Source organism: Succiniclasticum sp. (assembly GCF_056977735.1).
In genome coordinates this window covers 98,812-124,290 of sequence record NZ_DBMCWA010000001.1, presented here as the reverse complement: position 1 = coordinate 124,290, position 25,479 = coordinate 98,812, and the positions used below count along the sequence as shown (strand labels likewise).

Sequence of the window (25,479 nt, the reverse complement as noted above, 5' to 3'; positions counted from 1 at the left end):
TGACAACCTTGTCTGCCTCTGTTATAATAAACCTGCAAATCAGACTACTTCAAAAGTGGTAGAAAACACGGAACGGACAGGTATATCCCTGTCGGCAGTTTTAAAAAGGAGACTTATTTTGAAAACAGGATTGTTGGTTGCCGCCGATCTGTACGGCTGTGCGGAAGACGCACTGGCACAGAGTGCATTAAAAAGCGTGTTGGAAGAATTTGCTAAAGCTGCCCATATGTATATGCAAAGCATACGGACAGAACAGGAAGATGAATCCAATTACGGTATTTACAGTATTTGTAAGGCCGGTCATATTATTTTACATGTAAATTACGAGAAAGGATTTGTATCTATTGACGGTTTTTCCTGCAGCGAAGAGGCCGATCCGGAAAAACTGGTGCGTGAGCTTTGCCGGTTCCTTTCCCCTGACAAAATGAAGCTTACGTATGTTGACCGGGGCGATTTCGGTAAAAAAGCAGACATGAAACCGCGGCACCGGAACAAATCCCGTAAAATCACCCAAATGCGCAACATGACCAAACGGTTTGGCAAACTTTTGATCAAGCCGAAATCGTTATGATTTTTTCTTTAACAATCTGATATAACTATAATGCAACAGAGCCGGACAGCAGTGTCCGGCTCTGATTTTTTTATCCCAGCTACAGGCTTTTTATATTAAGAAAACACCGATTAATTTGTCTGTGTCTCCTTAATTACCGCGGTAACTCATAAACGCCTGGTCCCCATATTTTACGATAACGTTCCATAAAACGGTACCTTTACGCACGTCCAGCTTGTCAATATTATTGACCTGGGCGCTCCCCTGCACCGGCAAAATCTTTTTATCGTAAATTACATGATGGATATAATACAGCTCCGAATTCTTTACATCAAACTGGACGATGCCCTTCTCATCCGCTACACCTTCCAGTCCTCTTTCTTTCGTAGTATTGTACAGCATAATAACTCCCGGTAAAGGCACATTTTCCCGTGTCATAAACTGAAAGACTATTTTTGCCGTCCCCTGTTTACGGATTTCCTGAGCCGCTTTTACATAACGGTTTTTATAAGGGTTTTCGTCCTTGGACGCAGCGAAGGCAACCATTGACAGCGACACAAGAAATACAGTTAATAAACTTAATAACAGCAACGATCTTTTTTTCATGAGAAAACCTCCCCAAAAATAAACTTTTTACAGAATGCCGGCAAACAGTTTCCGTTCTTCATGACAAAAACCTGCAACACGTATTATAACACAGAACCGGCAAAACTTTATGAAATATATGAAAACTCCTGCGATTATTCGGCAATCTCGCCTAAAATAACCTCGTCCTCTTTCCCTTCTTCCTGCAACGCCACTTCAATGGTCTCACGGCGGGAAGTCGGAACATTCTTCCCCGCGTAATCGGCACGGATCGGCAGTTCCCGGTGTCCGCGGTCAATGAGAACGGCCAGCTGGATCGAATTGGGCCTGCCCATATCAATAATGGCATCCAGGGCAGCACGGATCGTACGTCCGGTATAAAGCACGTCATCCACCAGAATAATATGTTTGCCTGTAATATCAAAATCAATTTCCGTCCCGTGGATTACCGGGTTATACCCCATCGTAGTGAGGTCATCACGGTACAGGGTAATATCCAGTGAACCGGTGGGCACCTTAACATTCTCAATCTTCTCAATCTCATCCGCAATCCTGGCTGCCAACGGTACGCCCCGTGTACGGATGCCAACCAGAGCGACATTCTCCACGCCCCTGTTCTTTTCCGTAATTTCATGAGCGATACGGATCAATGCACGGCGGATGCCGTCCGCATCCATAATCGAAGTTTTTTTAATAATACTCTTCATAGTTTTCACCTCATATTTATATTAACCCAAATTTTTGTCTTTTCATAGTCATTTAAAAAAAAACATTCTGTAAATCCTTAATTAAATTACAGCACAGAGCGAAACATGCGTCACGCCCTGCTGTCAAAACTGTCCGTTATGCAGACGGGTTATAATTTTTTGCAGATCCTCCGGCAGGGGCGCTTCAAAATGCATCGGTTTCCCTGTCCGCGGATGGATAAAATCCAGGGTCTGGGAATGCAGCGCCTGCCCTTTTATGGAAAACGGCGTTTTCATAGGGGAATATTTGGGATCGCCCACCAACGGGTAACCCAGATACTCCATATGCAGACGGATCTGATGGGTGCGCCCGGTCTTTAAACTGCACCTGACCACAGTAAACCGTCCAAACCGTTCCAGCACCTCATATCCCGTAATGGCCTCGCGACCGCCTTCTGCCACAACCGCCATCCGTTTCCGGTCATTTTTATCCCTGTCCATCCGGGTTTTTATCTCACCGGAATCCGTTTTTATATTCCCTCTGACCACACACAGATAGGTACGCTTTGCCGTTTTATCCTGGATCTGTTTTGAAAGAGATACATGCGCCTCGTCATTTTTGGCAACGATCATAATTCCGCTGGTATCTTTATCCAGCCGGTGGACAATGCCGGGCCGAATCACCCCGTTGATTCCCGACAGGTTCTTACAGTGGAACAGTAACGCATTGACCAGGGTGCCTGTATAATGTCCCGGCGCCGGATGCACCACCATACCCCTGGGCTTATTCAGCACGATTACGTCGTCATCTTCATAAAGGATGTCCAGCAGAATATTTTCCGGTTCAGCTTCCAGGGGAATAGGCCTGGGCAATGTGATCTGGAACATTTCGCCCGCTTTGATCCGGTAATTCGGCTTAAGCGTTTTTCTCCCTTTGGAAACACGGCCTTCATCCAGCAAAATCCGGACATGGGAGCGGGTACTTTCCAGGACTTCGGCAAAAAACACATCCGCCCGTTTTCCGGAGTCCGCTGCGTCTGCAGTCACTTCCCGCAGATCTTCCGCATCCTGCGCGGCAACATCCGGCTCCTCCCCTGTGTCATTCCAGACACCGTCAGCAACCGGAGCCTCCGTTTCATTTAATTGTCCAGAAATCCGTTCTGTACCATTCCCCATAAAATCAGTCCTACTCCTGCGCATATGGCAATATCCGCCACGTTAAACACCGGCCAGATACGAAAATCAAAAAAATCGATGACCAGCCCTGTCTGTATCCTGTCCCACAAGTTTCCCAGGGTACCTCCCAGAAACAATGCGGTTCCGCTCCGTATCCGCCACCCTTCAGCCAGTATATCTTTCCGCATCCACCAGATGACAGCAACTGCCGCAACACCGATTACCAGAAAAAAAGCACGGTTATGAGGCAGCATGCCAAACGCGGCGCCCGGGTTCAAAACATATGTTACATGAAAAATATTTTCAAAAACCGGAAAGCTTTCTCCTTCCGCCATTTTTGAAACAACAGCCAGCTTGGTGACCCGGTCCAGGAACAGCACCAGCAGCGATAACCATAATATAATCATAGCGGCTCCCAGAACTCTTTTCAGAAACTGCTGCGAAGGGTTTCCGCAACAGATCCTTATACAGTATTATAACAAAAACCCCGCTGCCTGTCAGCAGGCAACGGGGCAGCTTCGCATAAATCAGTACATAACTTTGTTGGCGATGACCAGCCGCTGGATCTGGTTGGTGCCTTCATAAATCTGCATGATCTTGGCATCACGCATGCGTTTTTCCGCCGGATTTTCCTTGGAGTAACCGTAACCACCCATGATCTGTACGGCATTGGTGGTAACTTCCATCGCAGTATCCGCCGCAAAGCATTTGGCCATGGCAGCTTCCTTGGTGAATACAACACCTTCGTCACGCATAGCGCAGGCACGGTACACCAGCAGGCGGGCCGCATCGATCTTCATAGCCATGTCCGCAACCATTTCCTGGATCATTTCAAAAGAAGCAATGGGCTGGCCAAACTGTTTGCGCTCTTTGGCATAGGCAACCGCAACATCCAGAGCAGCCTGAGCCAGGCCTACGGAAACCGCGCCCACGAACGGACGGGCGGAATCCAGCGTCTGCATGGCAATCCGGAATCCCTGGCCTTCCCGGCCTACCCGGTTTGATTCCGGGATCACAACGTTATCCAGAATCAGTTCACAGGTATTGGAAGGACGGATACCCATCTTATCCTCTTTACGGCCCACTTTGAAACCGGGGGTTCCCTTCGGTACGATAAACGCGGTCAGACCGCGGATACCGCCGTCTTTACGGGTGTTGGCAAAAATCAGGTAAATATCCGCAATACCGCCGTTGGTAATAAAAGCCTTGGTACCGTTTAAGGTATAGGTCTTGTCCTCTTTGTTATGTACGGCACGGGTGGAAACACCGCCTGCATCGGAGCCGGCGCCCGGTTCCGTCAGGGCGAAAGCAGCCAGGCCGCCTTCGTTCAGGATATCGCACCACATGCGTTTCTGTTCATCGTTACCTGCAATCAGAACCGGAGCCGTAGCCAGCGCATTAGCCGCCATAGAAGTCGCTACGCCGGCGCAGCCCTTGCCCAGTTCTTCATACATCATGGCAACGGTCACACTGTCCAGACCCAGTCCACCGTATTCTTCAGGAACGATAACATTCAGCAGCCCCATGTCAGCAGCCATCTTAAACAGTTCCGGACGGGTCGCGTTTTCCGCATCCATCTCACCTGCGATAGGGGTTATTTCCTTTTCAACAAACTCGCGCACCATTTCCTGCAATTCGAGCTGTTCTTCCGTAAATCCAAAATTCATTGTCATCCTCCTAAATACGGTGTCTATTTTTTTATAAATAAAATTATCTCAAAACTGAACGTCCAGTCAACACTTGTTGTATTTTACCACATGTCTACTTATAATACAACAACCCTCTGAAGAAAATTTCACAAAGTTCACAATACAAACAGGTCTCAACGGCAAAACGCACCATTTCCGGGTCCTGTTCCGGTGATTACCATGAATTCACTTGAAGGATCACCGCTTTTAATCAATGATGTTCTGTCTGTAATCGTGATACAACCCATAGAGTTCGTCTTTCAGTTTCTGCATCTCCTGGAATTTCGCGGATACCGCATCGTAATCCCCGGCCTCTATGGCATTTTTAATTTCCGTAAACGTGCTTGTCTCTTTTGCGGAATCTTTCGCCAGTTTATTACGCACGGCCTGTATCTTTTTCCATACAGCATTATCATACGCGGTTCCGTTTCCGGCATCATGCAGTTTTTTCGCAGCCACCACATCGGCCCGGACTTCCGGAATCAGCCGGTTCAGCAGTTCCGTCTTCCAGCGGATCATAGCGCCTTCCGCGAAGGAACGGATCACTGCTTCGTCGAAGATGCCGCCTTCCATGATAACCTTCTTCTTTTCCGGATATTTTTCCCAGTTCCGGATATTTTCCCACACGGTAGCAGGCGGCTCGCCAAAGAGCTTGGCACGTTCTTCCGCCGTAAAGTCTTCAAACACATCGGCTTCGGTACGGTATTCCCTGTCTTTTTCCAGATAGAAGCCCTTCTGTCCGGCCTTTTTGGAAATTTCCTTTTCCAGCTGGGCCAGGGATTTCTTACTGGTCACACAGGCTTTGATGCCGTCCAGGGCGCCCAGATAGAACGCCGCGATGGCGATATAGGTATTGGTATAGGGGTTCGGGGAACGCATCTCGATGCGGGTCGCCAGCGGATTGTCCAGATCGCGGATCAGGCCGGCCAGGATGGTACGGTTCCGGGACGGGATGTCCGGGGCAAGGCCCAGGGACGTCACGATGCACACCGGCGCCTCAAAGCCCGGTTTCAGCCGGTTAAAGGCATCTGTGGTGGCAGAGATGAAGGGATTGATGGCTTCATAGTTCTTCATAATGCCCATCACAGCGCCATACCCTACCGCGGACAGGAAATCCTTATGCATATCCGCCGGGGCAAACAGATTGACCACCTTGCCGTTTTTCAGTTTGGCCGCAATGCCCACATGGGTATGTTCGCCGCTGCCGGCCACGCCGGGGATCGGTTTCGCCTGGAAGGAAATGTCCAGACCGTTCTGGCGGAACACTTCCTTGACGACGATGCGGGCCAGTATTTCATTGTCGGCCGTCTGCAGGCCCACATTATATTTCCAGTCCACTTCCATCTGTTCGTTGATATGGGTCATATGGCCGGAGGAATCGATCTGGCCTTTGACGCCGCCGCATTCTTTATGTCCCATTTCCGGTTCCAGTCCGTACAGTTCCAGCATCTCAATGGTCTGTTCCAGTGCCGTACGCACGTTGCCCCGGGTACGCTGCCAGTACATCTCCTGCATCACCTGGGAGGAAGATAAAGCTTCGATGGGAGAATTTTCACGGGGCGATTTCACCCAGAATTCCAATTCGGTAGCCGTAGTGAAAATCAGATGGTCGATCTCGTTTACATCAATATTCTCCAGCCCCGGGATATGCGGATATTTTTTCATCAGGGCCAGCAGTTCAGTTTCCACATACTGCAGGGACTTCTTCAAAATAGAACGAGAATCCACATAGTCCCCGTTATGGGTCAGGAAGCAGGGCATGCGGAGCGTGCCTACCATGCGTCCCTTTTCATCAAAATGTTCGTAGTTGTAATCCACGTACCAGTTTACATCCCGGTCCACTTCCATATCCACACGGGCATCGTTCAGGGTGGCGATGCCGGGCAGCACCACGGAGGAACCGTCTGTTTGGGCAGCGCTGCCGGTGAGGAATTTATCAATGTCATGCAAAAAAATATTGACCGGGATCTTTTCGTCCGTATCGTTTCCTGCCAGGTCCACGCCCATCAGGGAAACAAACTGTACCTCTTTATGGTCGGCCAATAACTGCAGTAAGGTTTCTTTTGTCTGTTGTGAAGGTTTAATCACATAAAGCAATTCATTTTTTCCCATGAAATTCCGGCTGTAAGCCGCTTCCCCCCTTTGTGCTGTCTGATAAAACAATAAAATTCACAATATAATTTATTTTATCAAATACATTCATAAATGTCTATAAAAGCCGGCGGCAAAGCTGTGTATACATTTTTACCGGGCCTACTCTGTTTCAAAGTTCGCAATTATTTCCAAAAACAGCTTTTGAAGCAGAACAAAACAGACCGGCCGCAAACTCATCCCGCGCACAATATGGCAATAATTTCTTCCAGACGGTCATACTGCCGTCCCCCCAGGCTGATTTCTTCCACCATCGTATCCAGCGCCTGAATACCGTTGCGCAGACGGGTCTCGCTGAACCGGGCTCCTTCTTTCTGCCACATGGAAATCAGAAATGGCGCCTTGTGGGATTCCGCCGCGATCTGACTGGCGGAACGCCCCAGCCGTTCCCCTTCCTTTACCATCAGTATGCTGCGCAGATGGGTCAGCAGTTTGGCCGCTAACAGAGGCATATACGTATTTTTCTTTTGTTCCTCTGCCAGCAGCTGCAACGCCAGTACTGTATTTTTGGCCGTGATGGCATTGTATAGAGCAAATACCCCAATCTCCGGCAATGAGGAGAACAGCAGATCCACATCTGCCGCAGTCCAGCTTTTCCGGTCTCCCGCATACACGGCAATCTTTTCCACCTCTGCCGCCAGCAGCTGCAAGGGCGGATTGTCCACGGTCGCCAGATATTCCTGGATGCGCTGCACCGCGCCCCGGTCCAGACGTCCGCCCCGCTGTTCTGCCTGCCGGGCCAGCCAGGCCGGCAGATACCGGGAGTCCACGGGAGAACAGTCCACAAACACCGTTTCCTTCTGTAAGAACTTCGTAAATTTTTGGCGCCCGTCCATCTTTTCCGCCTGCAGGATCACGGTACAGAAGTCCGGCACATCCCCCAGCAGTTTCTGGAACTGTTCCTGCCTGGACAGGCTCGATTCCTTTGCCTTTTCTTTCGCTTTCCCTTTCCCGCCGGACTTTGGTTTTTTCCCTTCCGCTTCCGCCTTGGGAGTCAGCAGCTCTTTATCCGTAACGAGGATGACCGTCCTGCCACTGAAAAACGGATAGGTGTTGATCAGCGTGTCCAGCTTTTTCATATCCGTTTTTTCTTCAAACACCGTGATATCCCGGCTGTCCGGCGGCGTATCCGTGAAGATGGCGTCCAGCAGGGTGCGGCGGACCAGGTCGCGGTAATAGGGTTCTTCCCCCACGATGCAGACCACGTTGGGAATGGTTCCGTTTTCAATTTGTTTTATAAATACGTCCGGGGCCAGGCCGGAGGATTTTGGTTTCATGGTGCAATTCTCCAATGAATAATATGTTTTATTATATCATGAACGTTGCTGAATTAAAATTGGTTTTCGTGATAACGGCAGCTGTACCAGTGCATTTGGTCATTAGTAAAAACAATCTTGATCGCGCCCAGTTCGTCCGTCCGCAGTGGGATGATATTACTGGAAGCCAGGCGTTCCAGCGTGCCCTGTGCCGGATGACCGTAACGGTTGTGTTTTCCACAGGAGATTATACCAAATCGCGGTTTAATATGGTCAAGGAAATGCGGGGAGGATGAGGTTTCCGAACCGTGATGGCTGACTTTCAGCACGTCTGCCGGGCGCAGTAATGACATGGCGTTTTCTTCCGTGTCCCTGTCGGCGTCTCCTGTAAACACCAGGGAATGCCCCTCGCAAAACAGCTGCAGGATTAACGAAGAAGCATTGGTTTCTGTCGCAGCGGCAGAAGATTTTCCCGAAGACGCAGAAGCAACTACGATCCTGCAGTCTCCCACGTTCCACTGTTCGCCTTTTTGCAGTTTGTATACGTTTGCCTTATGGTCCACAATTTTCAGCAACGCCTGCACAGCAACCGATTTTTCTGCGCCGGCGCCTAAAAACACATTCTTTACCGGCATCCTGGCTGCCAAACCGGCCGCGCCCCCGGCATGATCATGGTCGCCGTGGCTCAGGCACAGGGCATCGATCTGTTTCACACCGAGGTAACGCAGATATGGCAGCAGCACCATACGGGAAATATCCGCCCCGCCCTGCAGGCCGCCCGTATCGATCAGGATGTTCTTTCCCGCCGGTGTCCGGATCAGTGCCGCGTCGCCCTGTCCCACATCTATAAAGTGAACAGTTAAATGCTGAGGCAGAAGATAACGTGTAACACTAATCAGGAAGAAGATACAAAACATGACCCCAAGCCAGCGTTTCCGCTGCCGGGAAGACAGGCGGCTGCACAATCCCAGATCAAAAAAGGCTGCGATAAACCCTATATAACAGAAATACTGCACCTTGTTCCACCCGGCAACATCCACTGTAGCAAAGGGTAAGTCCGCTAACAGTTTTCCCGCGGCAACTGCACCCTGCAGCAGATGTTCCGCGACAGCAAAGGGAAAGCCGGCAATCATCGCAAACATAGTACCACCCTGTTGCGTATCACCGGCAAAAGAAACGAAAAGACCATACAACATGCTTCCTGCGGATCCCAAAAATAATACGCAGAGTCCTGCCAGAAATAACAGCACCGCCAGTTCCAGCGCCGGAAGCAAAAGGAGGTTGCTGACCAGCCCGATCAGGGAGACTCGGTGAAAATAATACACGGAAAATGGAAAAGAAAAAATCTGGGCCGTCAGCGTCACGCCCAGCACCGTCCGGAGCCAGTCCGGCAAATTCCCCGGAATGCGCGCAGTCACTTTCGGTCCCGCCAGCAATAATCCCGCAGTGGTCGCGAAGGAAAGCTGAAAGCTGATATCGAACAGCCAGAAAGGATTTGCCAGCAGCAGAATCCAGGCTGTCAGCAATAATAAACGGACACTGTCCGCCTTCAGTTTTTGGCTGCGGCCCCAGAGCAGAACGCAGGCCATGGCCACGGCGCGCAGCACCGCAGGCAGCAAACCGCAGAGCAGCGCATACAATGCCAAAAACAACTGTATAAAAACGATGCCCGTTTTTCCGGCCGGACGCAGCAGGGCCTGCAGTATCAGCACCAACACGGCCACATGGGTTCCGGATACAGCCAGCAGATGCGCTATGCCGTTATCCCGGAACACGTCCGCCTCTTCCGGCGCCACGTCCTGATACCCGCCCAGCACCATCCCCGGCAAAATCGCGCCCGTGCCGGTATGCAGCTGCACAAGAGCTTTTTCCCGTACCTTCTGTGCAAGAGCCGTACACCGGAACCGCAGCGGGAGCGGTTCTCCCAGTTCCTGTATCTGGGTGGGCGAAACGGTCAGATTGCCATGGATTCCTTTAATTATATTAAAAAGATAGCCGTCGTACGTTCCCGGATTGCACAGAAAAACCGGTTCCTGCAAAATACCCTTCACTCCGATTCTTCCGGACCGCAGCTTCCGCATGACCAGGTCAGCATTTTGGGGATCCGTTTTCACAAAAATCCTCACCTTGCCATGCAGGGGATACGCTGCCGCAAATACTGCACTGATGCCCAGCTCTTTTCTGCGTATGCTTTCCGGTTCTACGGCGCCCTGCAGGATGACCTGCTTTCCGGAAAATGCCTGCCATCTCTTTTGTGTTTCCATCTTTCCCGTCCCTGCCAGAAATCCGCCCGACAAAACAAGAACACAGCAAAGCCCGCACAGCAGATACTCTTTCTTACATTTTTTGTACAAACAGCTTACTATAAAAAGAAAAATCATTCCGGAACAACACCAGAACGCTTTTTGCATTTCGTAAAACGATAAAACATCTCCCAGGCAAAACAGGAAAAACGCCAGGAGCAGCCAGTAGGTGAACAAATGCCATCCCCTTTCTGTGTATATAACATATAACTAAATTTATAACTACATTTAGAACTATATGACCTTTCAATGATTACTGTCTTATAACACCAGATAAGGTTTCATCTTCGCGAATTTTGCCGGGCCGATGCCGGGGATTTTCATTACATCTTCCACACACTGAAACCCCTGCCGGTTACGGAAGGAAATGATACGCCGGGCCGTCGCCTCCCCCACTCCGGGAAGCCGGGCAAGCTCCGTTTCCGATGCAGAATTCAGGCTGATCAGCATTTCCCCGGAAATACTCTTGTACGAACCATGATTCTGATTTGAATCCGCCACATTTGTTGGATCGCCCGCCTGATTTGAAACGTTGACCATAGCATTTTCTTCCATTTTCTTTTTCATTCTTGCTTTGGAAAGCCGCGGCACTTTGATATGCCCGCCATCCTTGCACAACTGGGCCAGGTTAACCCTGTCCATGTCCGCTTCTTCTGTCACGCCGCCTGCCAGTTCGATGACCTGCTTAGCCCGACAGCCTTTTGGCACTTCATAAAGCCCCGGTTTCGCCACCGCTCCGCTGACACACACTGTGATTTTAATTTCCTGTACCTGTTCCACGACTGGCTGTTCCGCCAGCTTCTGCACCTGCCGGTCCGCTTCTTCATTATTATTACCGTTCCACCAGGAAGCGGCGCTGCACAGGGCCACGCTGGTACAAAGAAGACCAAGTTTTTGCAACGTTCGTTTTTCCATTATAATCCGTCCTTTCTATAGAAAAATGATGATTAAGTTCAGGAAGAGAAATTGTAAAACCGTACACGATTACTATTCCATTGATTCATTCGCCTGTGGCTTCGAAACTCGGGCTGCGCCCTCAGACAGTCTCGCCACGACGGCGAATTTCATCTAATGGAATTACGTAATCGCTTCCGATGTTTTACTTCTTTCTCTTCCTGAACTTCATACTACAATTTTTTTACAACAAAAAGACGAATGGAATTTCTGCAACATACTGTTTCCGGTATGCCGATACAGAAATTCCATTCGCCTTATTTTATTACGTGAAAAAATATTCAAAACCACTGTGTGCCTCTTTTTCCCTTTACCCATCCTGCCCATGAAGAGAAGGTACTGACGCCACGCAACCGTTTGCGCAGGAATCTGATACCGCTTCCCGTCATCAGCAAAATCGGTAAAGAACAAAAGTGTGCAGGGAGACGCTCCACGACCGGCGTCTCCCTTATTTCATTTTAATTCAAAACTATTTTACAACAATATTTACCAGACGGCCCGGCACCGCGATTACTTTACGGACCGTTCCGTCGCCGATCAGGGATTTGATCCGCTCATCGGCCAGGGCCACTTTTTCCAGTTCCTCTTTGGATGCTTCGGAGGGCACCACCAGACGGCCCCGCACTTTGCCGTTGATCTGCAGCACGATTTCCACATTGTCAACTTTCAGCGCCGCTTCATCGTAAGCCGGCCAGGACTGATCGTGAACGCTGGTGTTCTCATCGATTACGCCATGCCACAGTTCTTCCGCCACATGAGGCACAAAGGGAGCCAGCAGCAGCAGCAGGTCTTTTACGATCTCGTAAACCAGGCCTGCGTTGTATTCCTTCTTGGCGTCTTTATAGGCATACATGGCATTCACCAGTTCCATGAGGGAGCTGATGGCCGTATTGAAATTGAAACGCTGTTCAATATCTTCCGTAACTTTTTTAATAGATGCATTCAGGACACGGCGCAGTTCCTTATCCGCTTCGTCCAGACCTGCAACATCGCAGGAAGCGGCTTTCTGCGCCACAACATCTTTGTAATGCCAGATGATACGCCATACGCGGTTCAGGAAACGGAAGCTGCCTTCCACGCCCTGGTCGCTCCATTCCAGTTCGCGTTCCGGGGGAGCGGCGAACAGGATGAACAGGCGGGCCGTATCGGCGCCGTATTTTTCCAGAATTTCTTCCGGGGAAACCACGTTGCCTAGGGATTTACTCATCTTGGCCCCGTCTTTGATGACCATGCCCTGGGTCAGCAGGTTGGTGAAGGGTTCATCGTAATCCACCATGCCCGCGTCACGCAGCACTTTTAAGAAGAAGCGGGAGTACAGCAGATGGAGAATGGCATGTTCGATGCCGCCGATATACTGATCTACCGGACCCCAGTAAGCATTGGCTTCTTTGGCAAAGGGAGCCTTGTCGTTCTTCGGGTCAGTATAACGCAGATAGTACCAGGAAGAACACAGGAAGGTGTCCATGGTATCCGTTTCCCGGGTAGCATCCGCGCCGCACTTCGGGCACTTGCAATGCAGGAAGCTCTCGCTGGTAGCCAGCGGGGACTTGGCGCCGGCGTCAAATTTTACATCTTCCGGCAGCATGACAGGCAGCTCTTCTTCCGGTACCAGCACTTCGCCGCAGTTAGGGCAGTAAATGATAGGAATGGGAGCGCCCCAGTAACGCTGGCGGGAGATCAGCCAGTCGCGGAGGCGGTAATTGATGCGGCGTTTGCCAGCGCCGATGCGCTCGATCTCATCGCTGACAGCAGACATGGCTTCCGTATTGGTCATGCCGTCGAACTTGCCGCTGTTCACCATGATGCCGTCTTCTTCGTAGGCATCCGTCATATCTTCCAGCTTCAGTTCTTTGTCTTTCGGCTGGATGACCAGGATCTTGGGAATATTGTATTTTGTAGCGAACTGCCAGTCACGGGAATCGTGGGTCGGCACGCCCATAACCGCGCCGGTACCGTAATCAAACAGAACATAGTTGGTGATCCAGATCTGCACCGTGTGTCCGGTCAGGGGATGCACGCAGTCAAAACCCGTGTACATGCCCAGCTTTTCGCTGGTGCTGGAAGTACGCTCGATATCGCTGGTGTTGCGTACTTTATCACAGAACTCACGCAGCTCTGCCTCACGGGGATTGCCCTGCAGCATTTTTTCTACAATGGGATGCTCCGGCGGAACCACCACAAAGGTAACGCCCTGGATGGTGTCCGGACGGGTGGTGTAAACCGGCAGTTTTTCGTTCAGCGCCGGCACGTCAAAGCTGAATTCCAGACCTTCGCTGCGGCCGATCCAGTTTTCCTGCATTACCTTAACGCGTTCCGGCCAGCCGGGAATCTTTTCCAGATCCTTTAGCAGTTCGTCCGCGTAATCGGTAATCTTGAAGAACCACTGGCTCAGCTGTTTCTTGTGCACTTCATGCTTGCAGCGCCAGCATTTTCCGTCTTCTACCTGCTCGTTGGCCAGCACCGTGTTGCAGTGGTCGCACCAGTTTACGGAAGAATTCTTTTTCACCGCCAGGCCGCGTTTGTAGAACAGTTCGAAGAACCATTCCGTCCATTTGTAATAATCAGGCTTACAGGTAATGGCTTCCCGGTTCCAGTCATAGGACAGGCCCAGCTGTTTTAACTGGCGTGTCATGTTTTCAATATTTTCCAGCGTCCATTTCTTGGGAGGGATCCCATGTTCGATGGCCGCATTTTCCGCCGGCATGCCAAAGGAGTCAAAGCCCATGGGGTGCAATACATTAAAGCCCCGCATGGTGCGGAAACGGGCAACCACATCGCCAATGGAATAGTTGCGCACATGGCCCATATGCAGATTGCCGGAGGGATACGGGAACATTTCCAGCACATAGGATTTGGGTTTTGCCGTATCAATCTCGCGTTTAAAGGTGTCGTGCTCTTCCCAGTACTGCTGCCATTTCTTTTCTATGGCATGGGGAGCATATTTTTCTTCCATCATATTTATAACCTCCCGGGTTTAAGTAACTGAATAAAATCTTTTTGTTTTTTCCGTCCCATAGCATTGTTCCATCATATTCGAATGAATATTCCCGAACATTGCTGTAACTATTAAATTATACAACCCAATGCAGTATTCGTCAATTTAATGGAAGAAAAAAGAAAGCCTCCGATTCCAGAAGGCGCAATGACAGCCATTGACGCTTGCCAGTCCGCTTACACCGACCAAAAAAGATACCGGAACCTGGCTGGCTCCGGTACCGTAAATGGTTACACCATATGAATGTGTATTTGTATCATGTCCGCCTGTATCCTTGCATCAGGTATTACCTTGCAATATCCGCTTCAAGCTGAGGCGGTTTATTTATTTTCATACCCGTGGGAAGCATCATAATCCTTATTGGCTTTCAGTGCTTCTTCCTGGGTTGCTTTATCTTTCGCTACAGCTTCTTTCCAGCTTTCATCAGCCGGCGCTGCCTTTTCCACTGCCGGTGCTGCCACCGTTTCAGCCGGAGCCCCGTTGGTATATCCGTGGGCTTTGTCGTAATCTTTGTTTTCCTTCAGCGCTTCTGCCTGGGTCGCCTTATCCTGTTCCCACGCAGCATTCTTTGCAGCAACTGCCTGTTCCGCTTTCTTTTCCGCAACTTCTTCTTTCATTACGGCCGGAGCTTCATTTTTATACCCGTGGGCTGCATCATAATCTTTATTTTCCTGTAACGCCGCGGCCTGGGTCGCCTTATCCTGCTCCGGAGTTGTCGTAACCGTCTGCGCAAAAGCGGAAGAAGCAAATAAGCAGGCCAGAACTCCTGCAACTACTACAGATTTTTTTAATACATGTTTCATAAAGAGCACCCCTTTCTCAATTAATCTGGTACCATAATTATAACACCAAATTGCAATTTTAGTTATAGAATTTTTCCATGTTATGATTTTAACACTGCAAACCGCTTGCCGCTTTCACAACCCGCAGCAGCCCCGCGCACCCTTTCACCACATCTTCATAGGTTTCGTCAAAGTTGCCCGTGTACCAGGGGTCTGCCACTTCCCGGTTTTCCCCGGCAAAGTCCAGCAGCATCGTAATCTTTTTATCCGGATCGCCGCCAAACAGCCGCAGCATGTCGCGCACATTTTCCCCGTCCATGGCAATCAGGTAATCATAGGCGGCATAATCCGTTTTGCTGAGCAGCGTGGCTTTGCGTCTGGCAAACGGAATCCCCATCTGACGCAGCTTGGCTTTTGTGCCGTAATGGGTATCGTTGCCCAGCTCATCCCGCCGGGCCGCTTTGGAGTCAATCACAATCTTTTTTTCCAGACCGGCTTTGCGCACCATATCTTTCATCACAAACTCCGCCATGGGTGAACGGCAGATGTTGCCGTGACAGACAAAAAGTATTTTAACCAAACTCAACCACCTTCCTGAAAAGCCGTACTATGCCCGGTTTTGCTGCCGTCAGAGTAACGAGGCCCTTAAGCCAAAAGCGTTATAACACTATTTGCATTATTATATCACCTTCTGTCAAGGAACGTTTTACCATGTGATTGAAGCGGTGTTCCCAGTCCCCCGATGGATTCCTGGGTTTGTCCCGGAAACGAAAGAATTTTTCAAAGAACCGGAACATACGACGCCTCGTTTTCTGAAATCGTGATATAATTATTTTATAGTTTCAGAAATCTGTTCTCATGGAGGCCCTTTATGAAAAAACTCATTTTATTGGTCACGCTTCTGCTGACCGTCTGTTCTTCCGTTTTTGCCGAAAGCATGGAGGATGTTTTGAAAGACTGTAAGCTGGACAGGAGTCGCTGGAAAATTGTGGAATGGTCCGAAGCAGATAATTTCGTACGGTTCTATGATCCCGGGTCTGTTTCTGTTACGGGCCCCGGTCAGTTCGATGTAACCATCAATGATTATTATTACGGCGCAACCTGCCGTAAAAACAGTTGCTCTCAGCTTGGTTCCAAACACTACCACATCGAAACATGGGGGTTCAATACAACCAAATCAACCGGTACACTACGTTCCTTTTCTTTGGAGGATGCAAATCAGGACACAGTAGATGCCTACGACTATCCTCTCAGCATGCAAATCAAAACAAAAATTAACAAAAAAAGCATCGAAGCAAAGACGATTCTGAAGATAAAGGATTCGCTAAAAAGCGATGAGGAGTTCAACAAAGAAGACCGAGGCTAAATACCCCGGTCTTTTTATATCATCAATATTCTTCTTGCACTTTATTGTACAAAACTCAGGAAAAAAACATGCTATCTACGTTTGCGGAGTTGTTGACCAAACACTAAATAATAGTATCATCAAGCAGAAAATTGATTACACCCATCTCCTTTTTTTGTGTGGATACACAATTTTGTAAGATAATTATAAAAGATTATTCAAGACCTGTCCATAATTTTTTGTAAACGCGCAAAGAATAAAACCTCCTGCTTTACAATGGAGATACCCCATGCCGCTAAAACATCACGATTACCGGGACGTAAGACGATAAGAACTGCAAACTCCCCTGCCTGCCGCTTCTGACGTTGCGACAGACAGGGGTGTTTTTATATTGAACAAATGCAACAGCAATCCTTGTTAAATTTTGTTATTTTCCCAGCTTCGCCTCAAGCGCTGCCAGCCTGGCTTCCAATGTTTCAATCTTTGCTGCCTGCTGCGCGTTTTCTTCCGTAAGAGTGGCAATCTTTCTGGCCATGGCTGCCTTACTGGTGTTCAGTGTGTTTACGCCTTTATCTAAGGCAAAGGTCACGCCAGCGTTGATCATGTTCTCACCGTTGCCCATGGCACCGCCAATATTGACCATCACATTGTCCTGGGGGCGATAGAAAAAGCCTAATGCCATAGCGTTGGCATTCCGGTAATGGCCTAAACTTAATCCCATACTTAACTTTCCGTCCGCTTCAATAGGATGCAGCGCCGCCAATGCAGCCGCACCGGCGCCTACCTTGTTCAACTTTCTGTCCACTTTGTTGATGCGGCCATCCAATGCGCCCAAGCCCGCACCTGTTCCAGCTGCCAACTCTTTCAACTGAGCAACATTCACGGCATCGGTATCCTTCGAGCCTGCCGCCACGCCGGTAATCTGCCGGGTCACAGTATCGTCGTCACCCACGGCAATGGCATTGTGGGTGGATATCCACGCATTGCCAGTGTTGCTTTCTTTCAGATAAGCGTTCGCATCGCCCGCCACCCGGCTCGCCATAGAATCGCTGCCCAGAGCCACTGTATCCGGGACTGTAACTTTGGCTCCGTAACCGATGGCCGCCGAATTTTCCGCTGCCGCTTCCGTAATACCGCCTAAAGCAGCTAAAGAATTCTTACCTGCCGCTTCAGATTCTAAACCAAACGCCGTAGCTGTTTCTCCGCTGGCAGCCGAATCACTGCCCCAGGCCGTAGCTCTTTTGCCGGAGGCCTCTGTCTGAAAGCCCCAAGCCGTGGCCGTGTGGCCGGATGCCGTTGATACGGAGCCAAATGCTGTGGAATTTTTGCCGGTTGCCTTTGTGGATACGCCCCAGGCCGTTGCGTTTTCGCCTTCTGCCGTTGTTTCGTGCCCCCAGGCTGTGGACCGTTTACCCCCCGCCGTCGTGGCTGAGCCCCAGGTCGTGGAATAATCACCTTTCGCTTCTGTTTCATAACCCCAGGCTGTAGATCTTCTGCCGGAGGCCGTGGTCCCTACACCCCAGGCCGTAGCCTCTTCGTTAGACGCCGTCGTGCTGTCACCCCAGGCCGTAGCATCGTAGCCGATTGCATTAGTCCTAAAGCCCCAGGCCGTGCTATAGTCAGTATCGCTCGTTCCATCCCCGGCTGTTGTATAATAGCCCCATGCGGTGGAACCTTCAGATTTGGCTTCTGTTCCAACCCCAAATGCCGTGGACATATCACCACTTGCCGTGCCCCCCACATAGTAATCGTCATCGCCGCTGCTGTAGCCGCCGCCCCAGGCCGTGGCACTGTAGCCACTGGCAACCGAATATTCGCCCCAGGCCGTGGCTCTTCTGGCAGAGGCTTCTGTCTGAAAGCCCCAGGCCGTGGATGTATGACCGGATGCCGTTGTTACGGATCCCCAGGCTGTGGAATTTTTACCTTCGGCCGTTGTTGATACGCCCCAGGCCGTTGCGTTTTCACCTTCTGCCGTTGTTTCGTGCCCCCAGGCTGTGGACCGTTTACCTTCCGCCGCCGTAGCTGAGCCCCAGGTCGTGGAATAATCACCTTTTGCTTCTGTCTCGTAACCCCAGGCCGTAGCTCTTCTGCCGGAAGCCGTAGTACCTACACCCCAGGCGGTCGCCTCTTCGTTAGATGCCGTCGTGCTGTCGCCCCAGGCTGTTGCATCGTAGCCGATTGCATTAGTCCGAAAACCCCAGGCCGTACTAAACTCTGTATCGGCCGTTCCGTCCCCGGCCGTTGTATAATAGCCCCATGCTGTAGATCCTTCAGATTTTGCTTCTGTTCCTACACCGAACGCCGTGGAACCTTTGCCGCTGGCCGTAATTTTACTGTCTTCGCCGGATGCATAGCCAAATGCGGTAGCGCCTTCGGCTTCTGCAGAAATGCTTCCGCCTTTTTCAGCATAGCCAAACGCTGTAGCGCCTCTCCCGCTTGCAGAAATGGCTCCGTCATCATAAGTGCGACCAAAAGCCGTTGCGCCCCACTCTTCTGCTGTAATGGATCCGTCGCTGGCAGAGCCAAAGGCTGTCGCACCCATTTCCGTTGCTAATATCTGACCTTTTTTTCCGTAAGCACGTCCAAAGGCTGTAGCGCCTTCCTTATCATTCGCCCCTCCTCCGGTTCCGGCTGATATCTTTCCGCCCATCGTAGCGCTGCCAAAGGCTGTAGCGCCTCCCCCTTCTGCCGAAATGGCTCCGCCTAACGTAGCATATCCGTAAGCCGTAGTGCCGATCTCGGCTGCTTTTATGCTGGGCGCATCATAACCACTTTCTTTTGTCCCGACATAACCGAACGCCGTGGCAGCCATGCCGCCGGCTTCTGCCCCAACTCCAAATGCCGTAGAAGCTATGCCGCCGGCCATACCGCCAGCATAATATTTCGCATCTTCCCCTGTTCCCTCTATATAACCGCCCCAGGCTGTGGCTCCGTAAGCGCTGGCCGTTGAGCCCTGCCCAAACGCAGTAGCAGCCTTGCCTTGGGCCTCCGTATTCAGTCCAAAGGTCGTGGAATAATCAGCCCTGGCCCTTGTATTGGCTCCAAATGCGGTAGAACCCGAGCCAATAGCATTATTGTTTCTTCCGAAGGCAAGGGAATTCTCGCCCTGGGCTTCCGCGTACCATCCGAAGGCCGTAGCGTCCATGCCGCTGGCAGCGGCAAAATTGCCCCATGCAGTTGCGTGCTCACCGCTAGCTTTGGCATAATGGCCCCAGGCAGAAGACTCCGTCCCGGACGCAGTAACTGAATTGCCTTGAATTTTAGCCCCGTCACCGGCAGGCGCTCCCCACGCCACAGGCAGGCTGTATGCTCCGGTCAGATACGTACTTAACAGCAGCCCACACAATACCCGTGCTGCCAGTTGCTTTTTATTGGTTGTCCGTAATTTTGCCATGGCTGTACCTCCTGTCATTTGAAAAAATATGCTACATAATAATTATGAATATATACTTCAATTTAATTATATTTTATCTTCACAAATATCACAATTTTTTTAACATTTTCCCGGAATTTTATCGATTTCTTTCAAAATTCTGTTTCGTATGTGACAATTCTTTAAGCGGAGCCTTTTTCTTACTGCGCATGATTCAAAGAAAAAGTTTACAGGAAAAGTTTTCCAAACCTCACACAAATTATTGAATCATTTTCGGGCATGCGTTATAATTATAGAGTAAGCTTTCATAAGTTTACATTACCCTTATGATAATTTTAAAATCGTATTAAAATTTTAAAAATCAAGGAGGAGAAGTTTTATGAAAAAAACGTATGTTGCTGGTTCCCTGATGCTGGTTATGGCTCTCATGATGGCCGGTTGCGGCGGCGGGGACAAAAAGGCTGACGCCCCGAAGAAAGACGCTCCGAAAGCGGCAGCTGCCACCGATACCGTAATGCTGTATTCGTCCATGCAGGAAGACCAGCTGAACGCGGTTAAGAAAGCCTTTGAGAAGAAATATCCCAACATTAAGATGGATTATTACTTCGCAGGCACCGGCAAAGTTAAAACCAAAATCTTCACCGAAGCAAAGGGCGGCCAGGTTGCTGCTGACGTAATCTGGGTTGGTGACCCTGCCGACTATATCGGATTCAAAGCCGACGGGAAGATCCTCCAGAAATATGAATCTCCGGAAGCCAAGAACATCGATAAGGCGTTTATCGATCCGGAAGGTTTCTACACCGGCGCCCGTATGATGAACATGGGCATCGCCTACAACACCACCAAAGTAAAGAAGGAAGAAGCCCCCAAGACCTGGAACGATTTACTGGATCCGAAATGGAAAGGCCAGATTGTTATGACCGACCCGGGTACTGCCGGCACCACCAAATACGCTGTTGGCGCATTGATGGCCAGCAAGGAATACGGTCCTGCTTTCTTTGAAAAACTGAAAGCCAACGGTACGGAACTGCAGTCCGGCACCACGGCTTCCCACAACCAGATTGCGGCTGGCGCTTACAAAGTCGGCATGTGCCTGGACTATGTTACCAACAACCTGAAAGCCAAAGGCTCCACCATCGACTTCGTATATCTGGACAAAGATATCGTTTCCATTTTCAGCCCCGTGGCTCTGGTTAAAGGCGCCAAGAATGAAAAGAACGGCAAACTGCTGATTGACTTCATCCTCTCCAAGGAAGGCCAGGAAGTTCTGGTTGCCAACAACCTGCTGTCCGTCCGCAAAGACGTAAAACAGAAGGGCGAAAGCGCCGAAACCATTGCCAAACGCGCTATGAAGGTTGACCTGCAGGCACTGGCAACCGGTTCCAAAGATATGCTGAAACAGTTTGACGGCATCTTCAAGAAAAAATAATCCGTAACGTTAATTGCAAAAGGCAGCAATTTAGTTGACGCCTTTCCGATTCTAAGGAAGCACTGATCTAACAAGTGTCTCCTGAAACCTCATGGTGAAGACAGGGGATAACCTGCCTTCACCATTTTTCTATTTCACCATCAGGAGGAAGACCTATGGCTGATGTCCGTTTTGAAAACATCACGTTCCACTACGGGGATAAATGCATCCTGAAAAATTTTTCCCTCACCGTGGAAGAAAGCCAGATTATGTGCCTGGTAGGTCCTTCCGGCTGCGGCAAGACCACCCTGGTGCGCTGCCTGCTGGGGTTTATCAAACCCGAGACAGGCGCCATCTATGTAGGTGACCGCTGCGTGTTCAGCGCCAAAGACCGGATCGACGTGCCCCCCGAACGCCGCCACATCGGCGTGGTGTTCCAGGATTACGCAGTCTGGCCCCATCTGACCGTTTTGGAAAATATTCTGTATCCTATGAAGAAGATGCGGATGAACCGGGACGAAATGGCCCGCCGGGCCAAACATGCCCTGGAACAAGTCCGCATGGTAGGATATGAAAATCATCTGCCCAGCCAGCTTTCCGGCGGGCAGCAGCAGCGCGTGGCCATCGCCCGTGCGCTGGTAAGCAGCGACGAAGTTATCGTCATGGACGAACCCATCACCAACCTGGACGCCAAACTCCGGGAAGAAATGCTGCAGGAGATCCGGGTGATCCAGCACGATATCGGCACCACCATCCTGTACATCACCCACGACCAGGAAGCGGCGTTGCAGCTCTGCGACAGAATGGCGATCATGGATTACGAAGGCAATCTTTGCCAGCTGGGCGCCGACGAGGATATCATCCTGCGTCCCGCTAACCGTTTTGTCTTTGAGTTTATCGGCGTGTCCAATTTCCTTTCCCTGGTGCAGCAGAACGGCCGCGCCTATATCGACGTAGGCGAAAAGTATCCGCTGGATGACTGCCCCATGGACATTTTCGCCGGCGGGCAGAAAATGGAAATGGGCGTACGTTCCAACGATATCGCCTTCGACAACACGTCCCCCATCCGCGCGAAAGTCCGCAGTTCTGTCTTTCTGGGCAGCGAGTACAACTACTTTATCCAGTTGGGCAACCGGGACCTGCGGGTACAGCAAAACGCCCTGGACGTAATCCAGCACGGCGAAGTGAAGGAAGGACAGGAAGTCGGCCTGCGTTTTCTGCAGCCCCGTTATTATCCGGCTAAAGAGCAGAAAGGAGGCAACGCATGAATATCGGCAAATCACGCAAACCGTCAGACTTGGCTGCTCTGGACGGCGCAACCTTCGGACTGGATAAGGCCATGACCCTGGTCAGCTTTGTCCTGCTGTTCGTCATCGTATTCATCCCCATCTTCATGATCGTGTACAATGCGTTCTTCTTTGAAGGACGGTTCGACATTGAAATGTTCCAGACCGTCGTGTTCAGCAAAGATAATGTGGAGGCCATGACCAACACCGTCATCATCGGCGTTGCTGTGACCGTCTTCGGCACCATCGTGGGCCTGTTCTACGCCTGGCTGCTGGGCCGTAGCGACATCCCCTGCAAAGGCCTCATGCGGGCCCTGTTCATGATCCCTTACATGTTCCCGCCTTTCTTCGGGGCCATGGCCTGGGATATGCTGCTGTCCGGACGCGGCGGCTATGTGAACACCTGGCTGATGAACACCTTCGGTTTTGAAACCGCCCCGCTGAACATCAACTCCCTGTGGGGCATCATCTTCGTGGAAGTTTCCTACTATTTCCCCTTCGTGTTCATGCAGGTGGTTTCCGCGCTGGAACGCATGGACCCCACCCTGGAAGAATCCGCCCGTATCGCCGGCGCCTCGCAGGGTACGGTTATCCGTAAGATCACGATCCCGCTGGTAACCCCGGCCATTTCCGCCGGCGCCCTGCTGATCCTGATTTCTTCTCTTGCACACTTCGGTGTTCCGGCCATCCTGGGCTTCTCCAAACAGATCTACACACTGCCTACCGTAATTTACGCCTGCATCGACCGGGCGGGCGGCAGTTTCGAAGGCATCCGTCAGGGCGCGGCCCTCTCCATCCTGCTGGTATTTGTCGTAGCCATGGCGCTGATTTTGCAGAAGATCGTCCTCAGCTCCGGTTCCTACGACATCATCAAGGGCAAGAGCATGCGTCCTACCCTGATCAAACTGCGCGGCGCAAAATATCCGCTGCTGTTCTTGTCGGTCATCACCCTGATCGTCATCGTACTGGTGCCTCTGGTCATGATCTTCCTGGAAGGCCTGGTCAAAGCCTATGGCCTGCCGCTTATACCGGAAAACTTTACGCTGGAAAACTTCCAGAATCTGGCAACCAGCAAGGCGACCATGGATTCCATCCGCAATTCCCTGTTCCTGTCCATCTCCGCCGGTGTCATCTGTATGTTCCTGGGCGTTATGGTGGCGTATGTTGTTATTAAGATCAAACCCAGAGGGAAAGAAATTCTGGAAATGCTCTCCGTACTTCCGTACTCCATTCCCGGCACCGTACTGGCCATCGGCGTAATCCTGGCCTGGTCCGGCGCGCTGTGGGGCATCAGCCTCTACAACACCATCTGGATCATCCTGGTAGCCTACATGGCCCGTTACCTGTCCTTCTCCATGAAGAGCGCTTCCGCCTCGCTGCAGCAGGTGCATCCTTCCCTGGAAGAAGCGGCAAGGGCCTGCGGCGCGTCCCATACGGAATCCCTGAAAGACGTAACACTGCCGTTGATCCGTCCCGCCATGGTGGCAGGCTTCTTCCTGATTTTCCTGCCCTCCATGCGCGAGCTGACCACGTCCATCCTGTTGTACGGTCCTTACACCCGTACCCTGGGCGTGCAGATCTTCGCACTGCGTGACTCCGGTCAGATTCCCCAGGCATCCGCGCTGGCTGCCATAGCAATCCTTATCATTATCGTCTGCAACTTTATCGTAACCCAGATTACCAAAGACAGAAAGGGTGTGTAAAACATGGCGGAAGATCAGATTATCTTAAAACATGTAACCAAACGTTTTACCACCAAGACCCTGGGCACGGTAACGGCGGTAAACGATTTTAACCTAAACATCCACGAGGGCGAATGCTTCTCGTTCTTAGGCCCCTCCGGCTGCGGCAAGACCACGACCCTTCGTATGATCGCGGGCTTCGAAGACTTGTCGGAAGGTGAGATCCACCTCTGCGGCCAGCCGGTTTCCATCAAAGAAAAGAACCTCTACGTTCCTCCCGAAAAGCGGGGACTGGGCATGGTGTTCCAGGCTTTCGCCGTCTGGCCCCACATGAATATTTTTGACAACGTGGCTTTCCCCCTGCAGATTAAAAAGGTTCCTCACGACGAGATCCGCAAACGGGTAAAGGAAGCGCTGCATCACACCAGCCTGGACAACATGGAAGACGTGTATCCTTCCGACCTGTCCGGCGGACAGCAGCAGCGTATCGCCTTAGCCCGGGCCATCGTCACCAACCCCAAGGTCATGCTGCTGGACGAACCGCTGTCCAACCTGGACCCCAAACTGCGGGAAAGCATGCGTTTCGAAATAAAGGCCCTGCAGCGCAAATTCGGCTTCACCGTTATCTTCGTAACCCATGACCAGAGCGAAGCCATGGCCATCTCCGACCGGATGATGGTCTGCGACATGGGCAACATCATGCAGGTGGACACACCGTCCAATCTGTACAACAAGCCCGTCAACCGTTTCGTCCACAACTTCCTGGGTCAATCCACCTTCCTGCACGTGGTGCTGGATCACGGCCAGGTCTACGCCCGGGGTGACATGCAGAACCCGCTGCCGCTGACCATTCCGGAAAAGGCCGACCGGGAAATGGTGGTTGCCACCCGGCCCAACGCCATCGACCTGAACCGGGATCACGGGTTTAAGACCCACATCTACAGCCGCGTGTTCCTGACCGATACCACCGAATACCTGGTGCCCATCGGGGATCAGCTGCTGAAGATCCAGACCCCGCACCGCATCACCTTCGGCAAAGGGGAAGAATGTTATGTAGACTTCACCCACGTGATGTGGTACCCCGAAGAAGACGAAAGCGCCGAAGCGGAACGGGCGAAACGGCAGCTGGTGTAAGTGCTTGCAACCGTATCCGGCTTCCGCAGCAGCAAACTGTAATTTAAAAACATTAAAAGAATCAGCCGCAGTCAGGTTTAAATTTCCCGACTGCGGCTTTTCTTTAGACTTCTATATTTACTGAC

At 51.0% G+C, this 25,479-nt stretch carries 19 protein-coding genes; 6 read left to right on the top strand and 13 right to left on the bottom strand.

Translation table 11 applies throughout. The annotated features are described in order from the left end of the window. Positions 1 to 118 precede the first annotated feature (118 nt). Positions 119 to 571 (top strand): S-adenosylmethionine decarboxylase family protein, encoded by a 453-nt coding sequence (locus tag ACZOWY_RS00535; RefSeq protein ID WP_484391483.1) that lies wholly within the window; start codon positions 119 to 121, stop codon positions 569 to 571. A gap of 129 nt (positions 572 to 700) precedes the next feature. On the opposite strand, the gene ACZOWY_RS00530 is transcribed toward ACZOWY_RS00535, so the two are convergent. The 12 genes from ACZOWY_RS00530 to ACZOWY_RS00475 all read right to left on the bottom strand — a co-directional run bounded on the left by ACZOWY_RS00530 (position 701) and on the right by ACZOWY_RS00475 (position 15,706). Beyond that, positions 701 to 1,156 (bottom strand): hypothetical protein, encoded by a 456-nt coding sequence (locus ACZOWY_RS00530; protein ID WP_484391480.1) that lies wholly within the window; start codon positions 1,154 to 1,156, stop codon positions 701 to 703. A gap of 134 nt (positions 1,157 to 1,290) precedes the next feature. Next, entirely contained in the window at positions 1,291 to 1,842 is a 552-nt protein-coding gene (gene pyrR / locus ACZOWY_RS00525; RefSeq protein WP_484391476.1) for a bifunctional pyr operon transcriptional regulator/uracil phosphoribosyltransferase PyrR, read from the bottom strand. Positions 1,843 to 1,965: 123 nt separating this feature from the next. Then, positions 1,966 to 2,877, bottom strand: a complete 912-nt coding sequence (locus ACZOWY_RS00520; RefSeq protein WP_484391886.1) for an RluA family pseudouridine synthase — start codon at positions 2,875 to 2,877, stop codon at positions 1,966 to 1,968. 83 nt (positions 2,878 to 2,960) lie between these two features. Then, positions 2,961 to 3,404, bottom strand: a complete 444-nt coding sequence (gene lspA / locus ACZOWY_RS00515) for a signal peptidase II (protein ID WP_484391472.1) — start codon at positions 3,402 to 3,404, stop codon at positions 2,961 to 2,963. A 120-nt stretch (positions 3,405 to 3,524) separates the two neighbouring features. Next, positions 3,525 to 4,664 (bottom strand): acyl-CoA dehydrogenase family protein, encoded by a 1,140-nt coding sequence (locus tag ACZOWY_RS00510; RefSeq protein ID WP_484391467.1) that lies wholly within the window; start codon positions 4,662 to 4,664, stop codon positions 3,525 to 3,527. A 228-nt stretch (positions 4,665 to 4,892) separates the two neighbouring features. Then, on the bottom strand, positions 4,893 to 6,797 hold the full coding sequence (locus tag ACZOWY_RS00505) for a type I glutamate--ammonia ligase (RefSeq protein ID WP_484391462.1): 1,905 nt from the start codon (positions 6,795 to 6,797) through the stop codon (positions 4,893 to 4,895). Positions 6,798 to 7,012: 215 nt separating this feature from the next. Beyond that, on the bottom strand, positions 7,013 to 8,113 hold the full coding sequence (gene holA / locus ACZOWY_RS00500; RefSeq protein WP_484391460.1) for a DNA polymerase III subunit delta: 1,101 nt from the start codon (positions 8,111 to 8,113) through the stop codon (positions 7,013 to 7,015). A gap of 53 nt (positions 8,114 to 8,166) precedes the next feature. After that, a complete protein-coding gene (locus tag ACZOWY_RS00495) occupies positions 8,167 to 10,503 on the bottom strand; it encodes a DNA internalization-related competence protein ComEC/Rec2 (RefSeq protein WP_484391458.1) in 2,337 nt (778 codons plus the stop codon). Positions 10,504 to 10,656: 153 nt separating this feature from the next. Next, positions 10,657 to 11,310 carry a ComEA family DNA-binding protein gene (locus ACZOWY_RS00490; RefSeq protein WP_484391457.1) on the bottom strand — a complete coding sequence of 218 codons (654 nt, stop codon included), beginning with the start codon at positions 11,308 to 11,310 and terminating at the stop codon, positions 10,657 to 10,659. A gap of 508 nt (positions 11,311 to 11,818) precedes the next feature. Then, a complete protein-coding gene (gene leuS / locus ACZOWY_RS00485) occupies positions 11,819 to 14,305 on the bottom strand; it encodes a leucine--tRNA ligase (protein WP_484391455.1) in 2,487 nt (828 codons plus the stop codon). Between the two features lie 359 nt (positions 14,306 to 14,664). Continuing rightward, positions 14,665 to 15,147 carry a hypothetical protein gene (locus ACZOWY_RS00480; RefSeq protein WP_484391450.1) on the bottom strand — a complete coding sequence of 161 codons (483 nt, stop codon included), beginning with the start codon at positions 15,145 to 15,147 and terminating at the stop codon, positions 14,665 to 14,667. A gap of 88 nt (positions 15,148 to 15,235) precedes the next feature. Beyond that, positions 15,236 to 15,706, bottom strand: coding sequence for a low molecular weight protein-tyrosine-phosphatase (locus ACZOWY_RS00475; RefSeq protein WP_484391444.1), 471 nt, complete (start codon positions 15,704 to 15,706; stop codon positions 15,236 to 15,238). Between the two features lie 291 nt (positions 15,707 to 15,997). Here ACZOWY_RS00475 and ACZOWY_RS00470 point away from each other — a divergent pair, with 291 nt between their 5' ends. Continuing rightward, the gene (locus tag ACZOWY_RS00470) at positions 15,998 to 16,492 is read left to right on the top strand and encodes a hypothetical protein (RefSeq protein ID WP_484391441.1); all 495 of its coding nucleotides are present in this window, start codon (positions 15,998 to 16,000) and stop codon (positions 16,490 to 16,492) included. A gap of 406 nt (positions 16,493 to 16,898) precedes the next feature. On the opposite strand, the gene ACZOWY_RS00465 is transcribed toward ACZOWY_RS00470, so the two are convergent. Continuing rightward, positions 16,899 to 19,865 carry a YadA-like family protein gene (locus ACZOWY_RS00465; protein ID WP_484391437.1) on the bottom strand — a complete coding sequence of 989 codons (2,967 nt, stop codon included), beginning with the start codon at positions 19,863 to 19,865 and terminating at the stop codon, positions 16,899 to 16,901. A 358-nt stretch (positions 19,866 to 20,223) separates the two neighbouring features. Between ACZOWY_RS00465 and ACZOWY_RS00460 the strand changes: the two genes are divergently transcribed. From ACZOWY_RS00460 to ACZOWY_RS00445, 4 genes are all read left to right on the top strand, one after another. Continuing rightward, positions 20,224 to 21,273, top strand: coding sequence for an ABC transporter substrate-binding protein (locus tag ACZOWY_RS00460; protein WP_484391433.1), 1,050 nt, complete (start codon positions 20,224 to 20,226; stop codon positions 21,271 to 21,273). A gap of 155 nt (positions 21,274 to 21,428) precedes the next feature. Then, entirely contained in the window at positions 21,429 to 22,520 is a 1,092-nt protein-coding gene (locus ACZOWY_RS00455; protein ID WP_484391429.1) for an ABC transporter ATP-binding protein, read from the top strand. Further along, positions 22,517 to 24,241 (top strand): ABC transporter permease, encoded by a 1,725-nt coding sequence (locus tag ACZOWY_RS00450; protein ID WP_484391425.1) that lies wholly within the window; start codon positions 22,517 to 22,519, stop codon positions 24,239 to 24,241. Before ACZOWY_RS00455 ends, ACZOWY_RS00450 begins: the two co-directional genes overlap by 4 nt. 3 nt (positions 24,242 to 24,244) lie before the next feature. Beyond that, positions 24,245 to 25,354 carry an ABC transporter ATP-binding protein gene (locus ACZOWY_RS00445; protein ID WP_484391421.1) on the top strand — a complete coding sequence of 370 codons (1,110 nt, stop codon included), beginning with the start codon at positions 24,245 to 24,247 and terminating at the stop codon, positions 25,352 to 25,354. Positions 25,355 to 25,479: the final 125 nt, after the last annotated feature.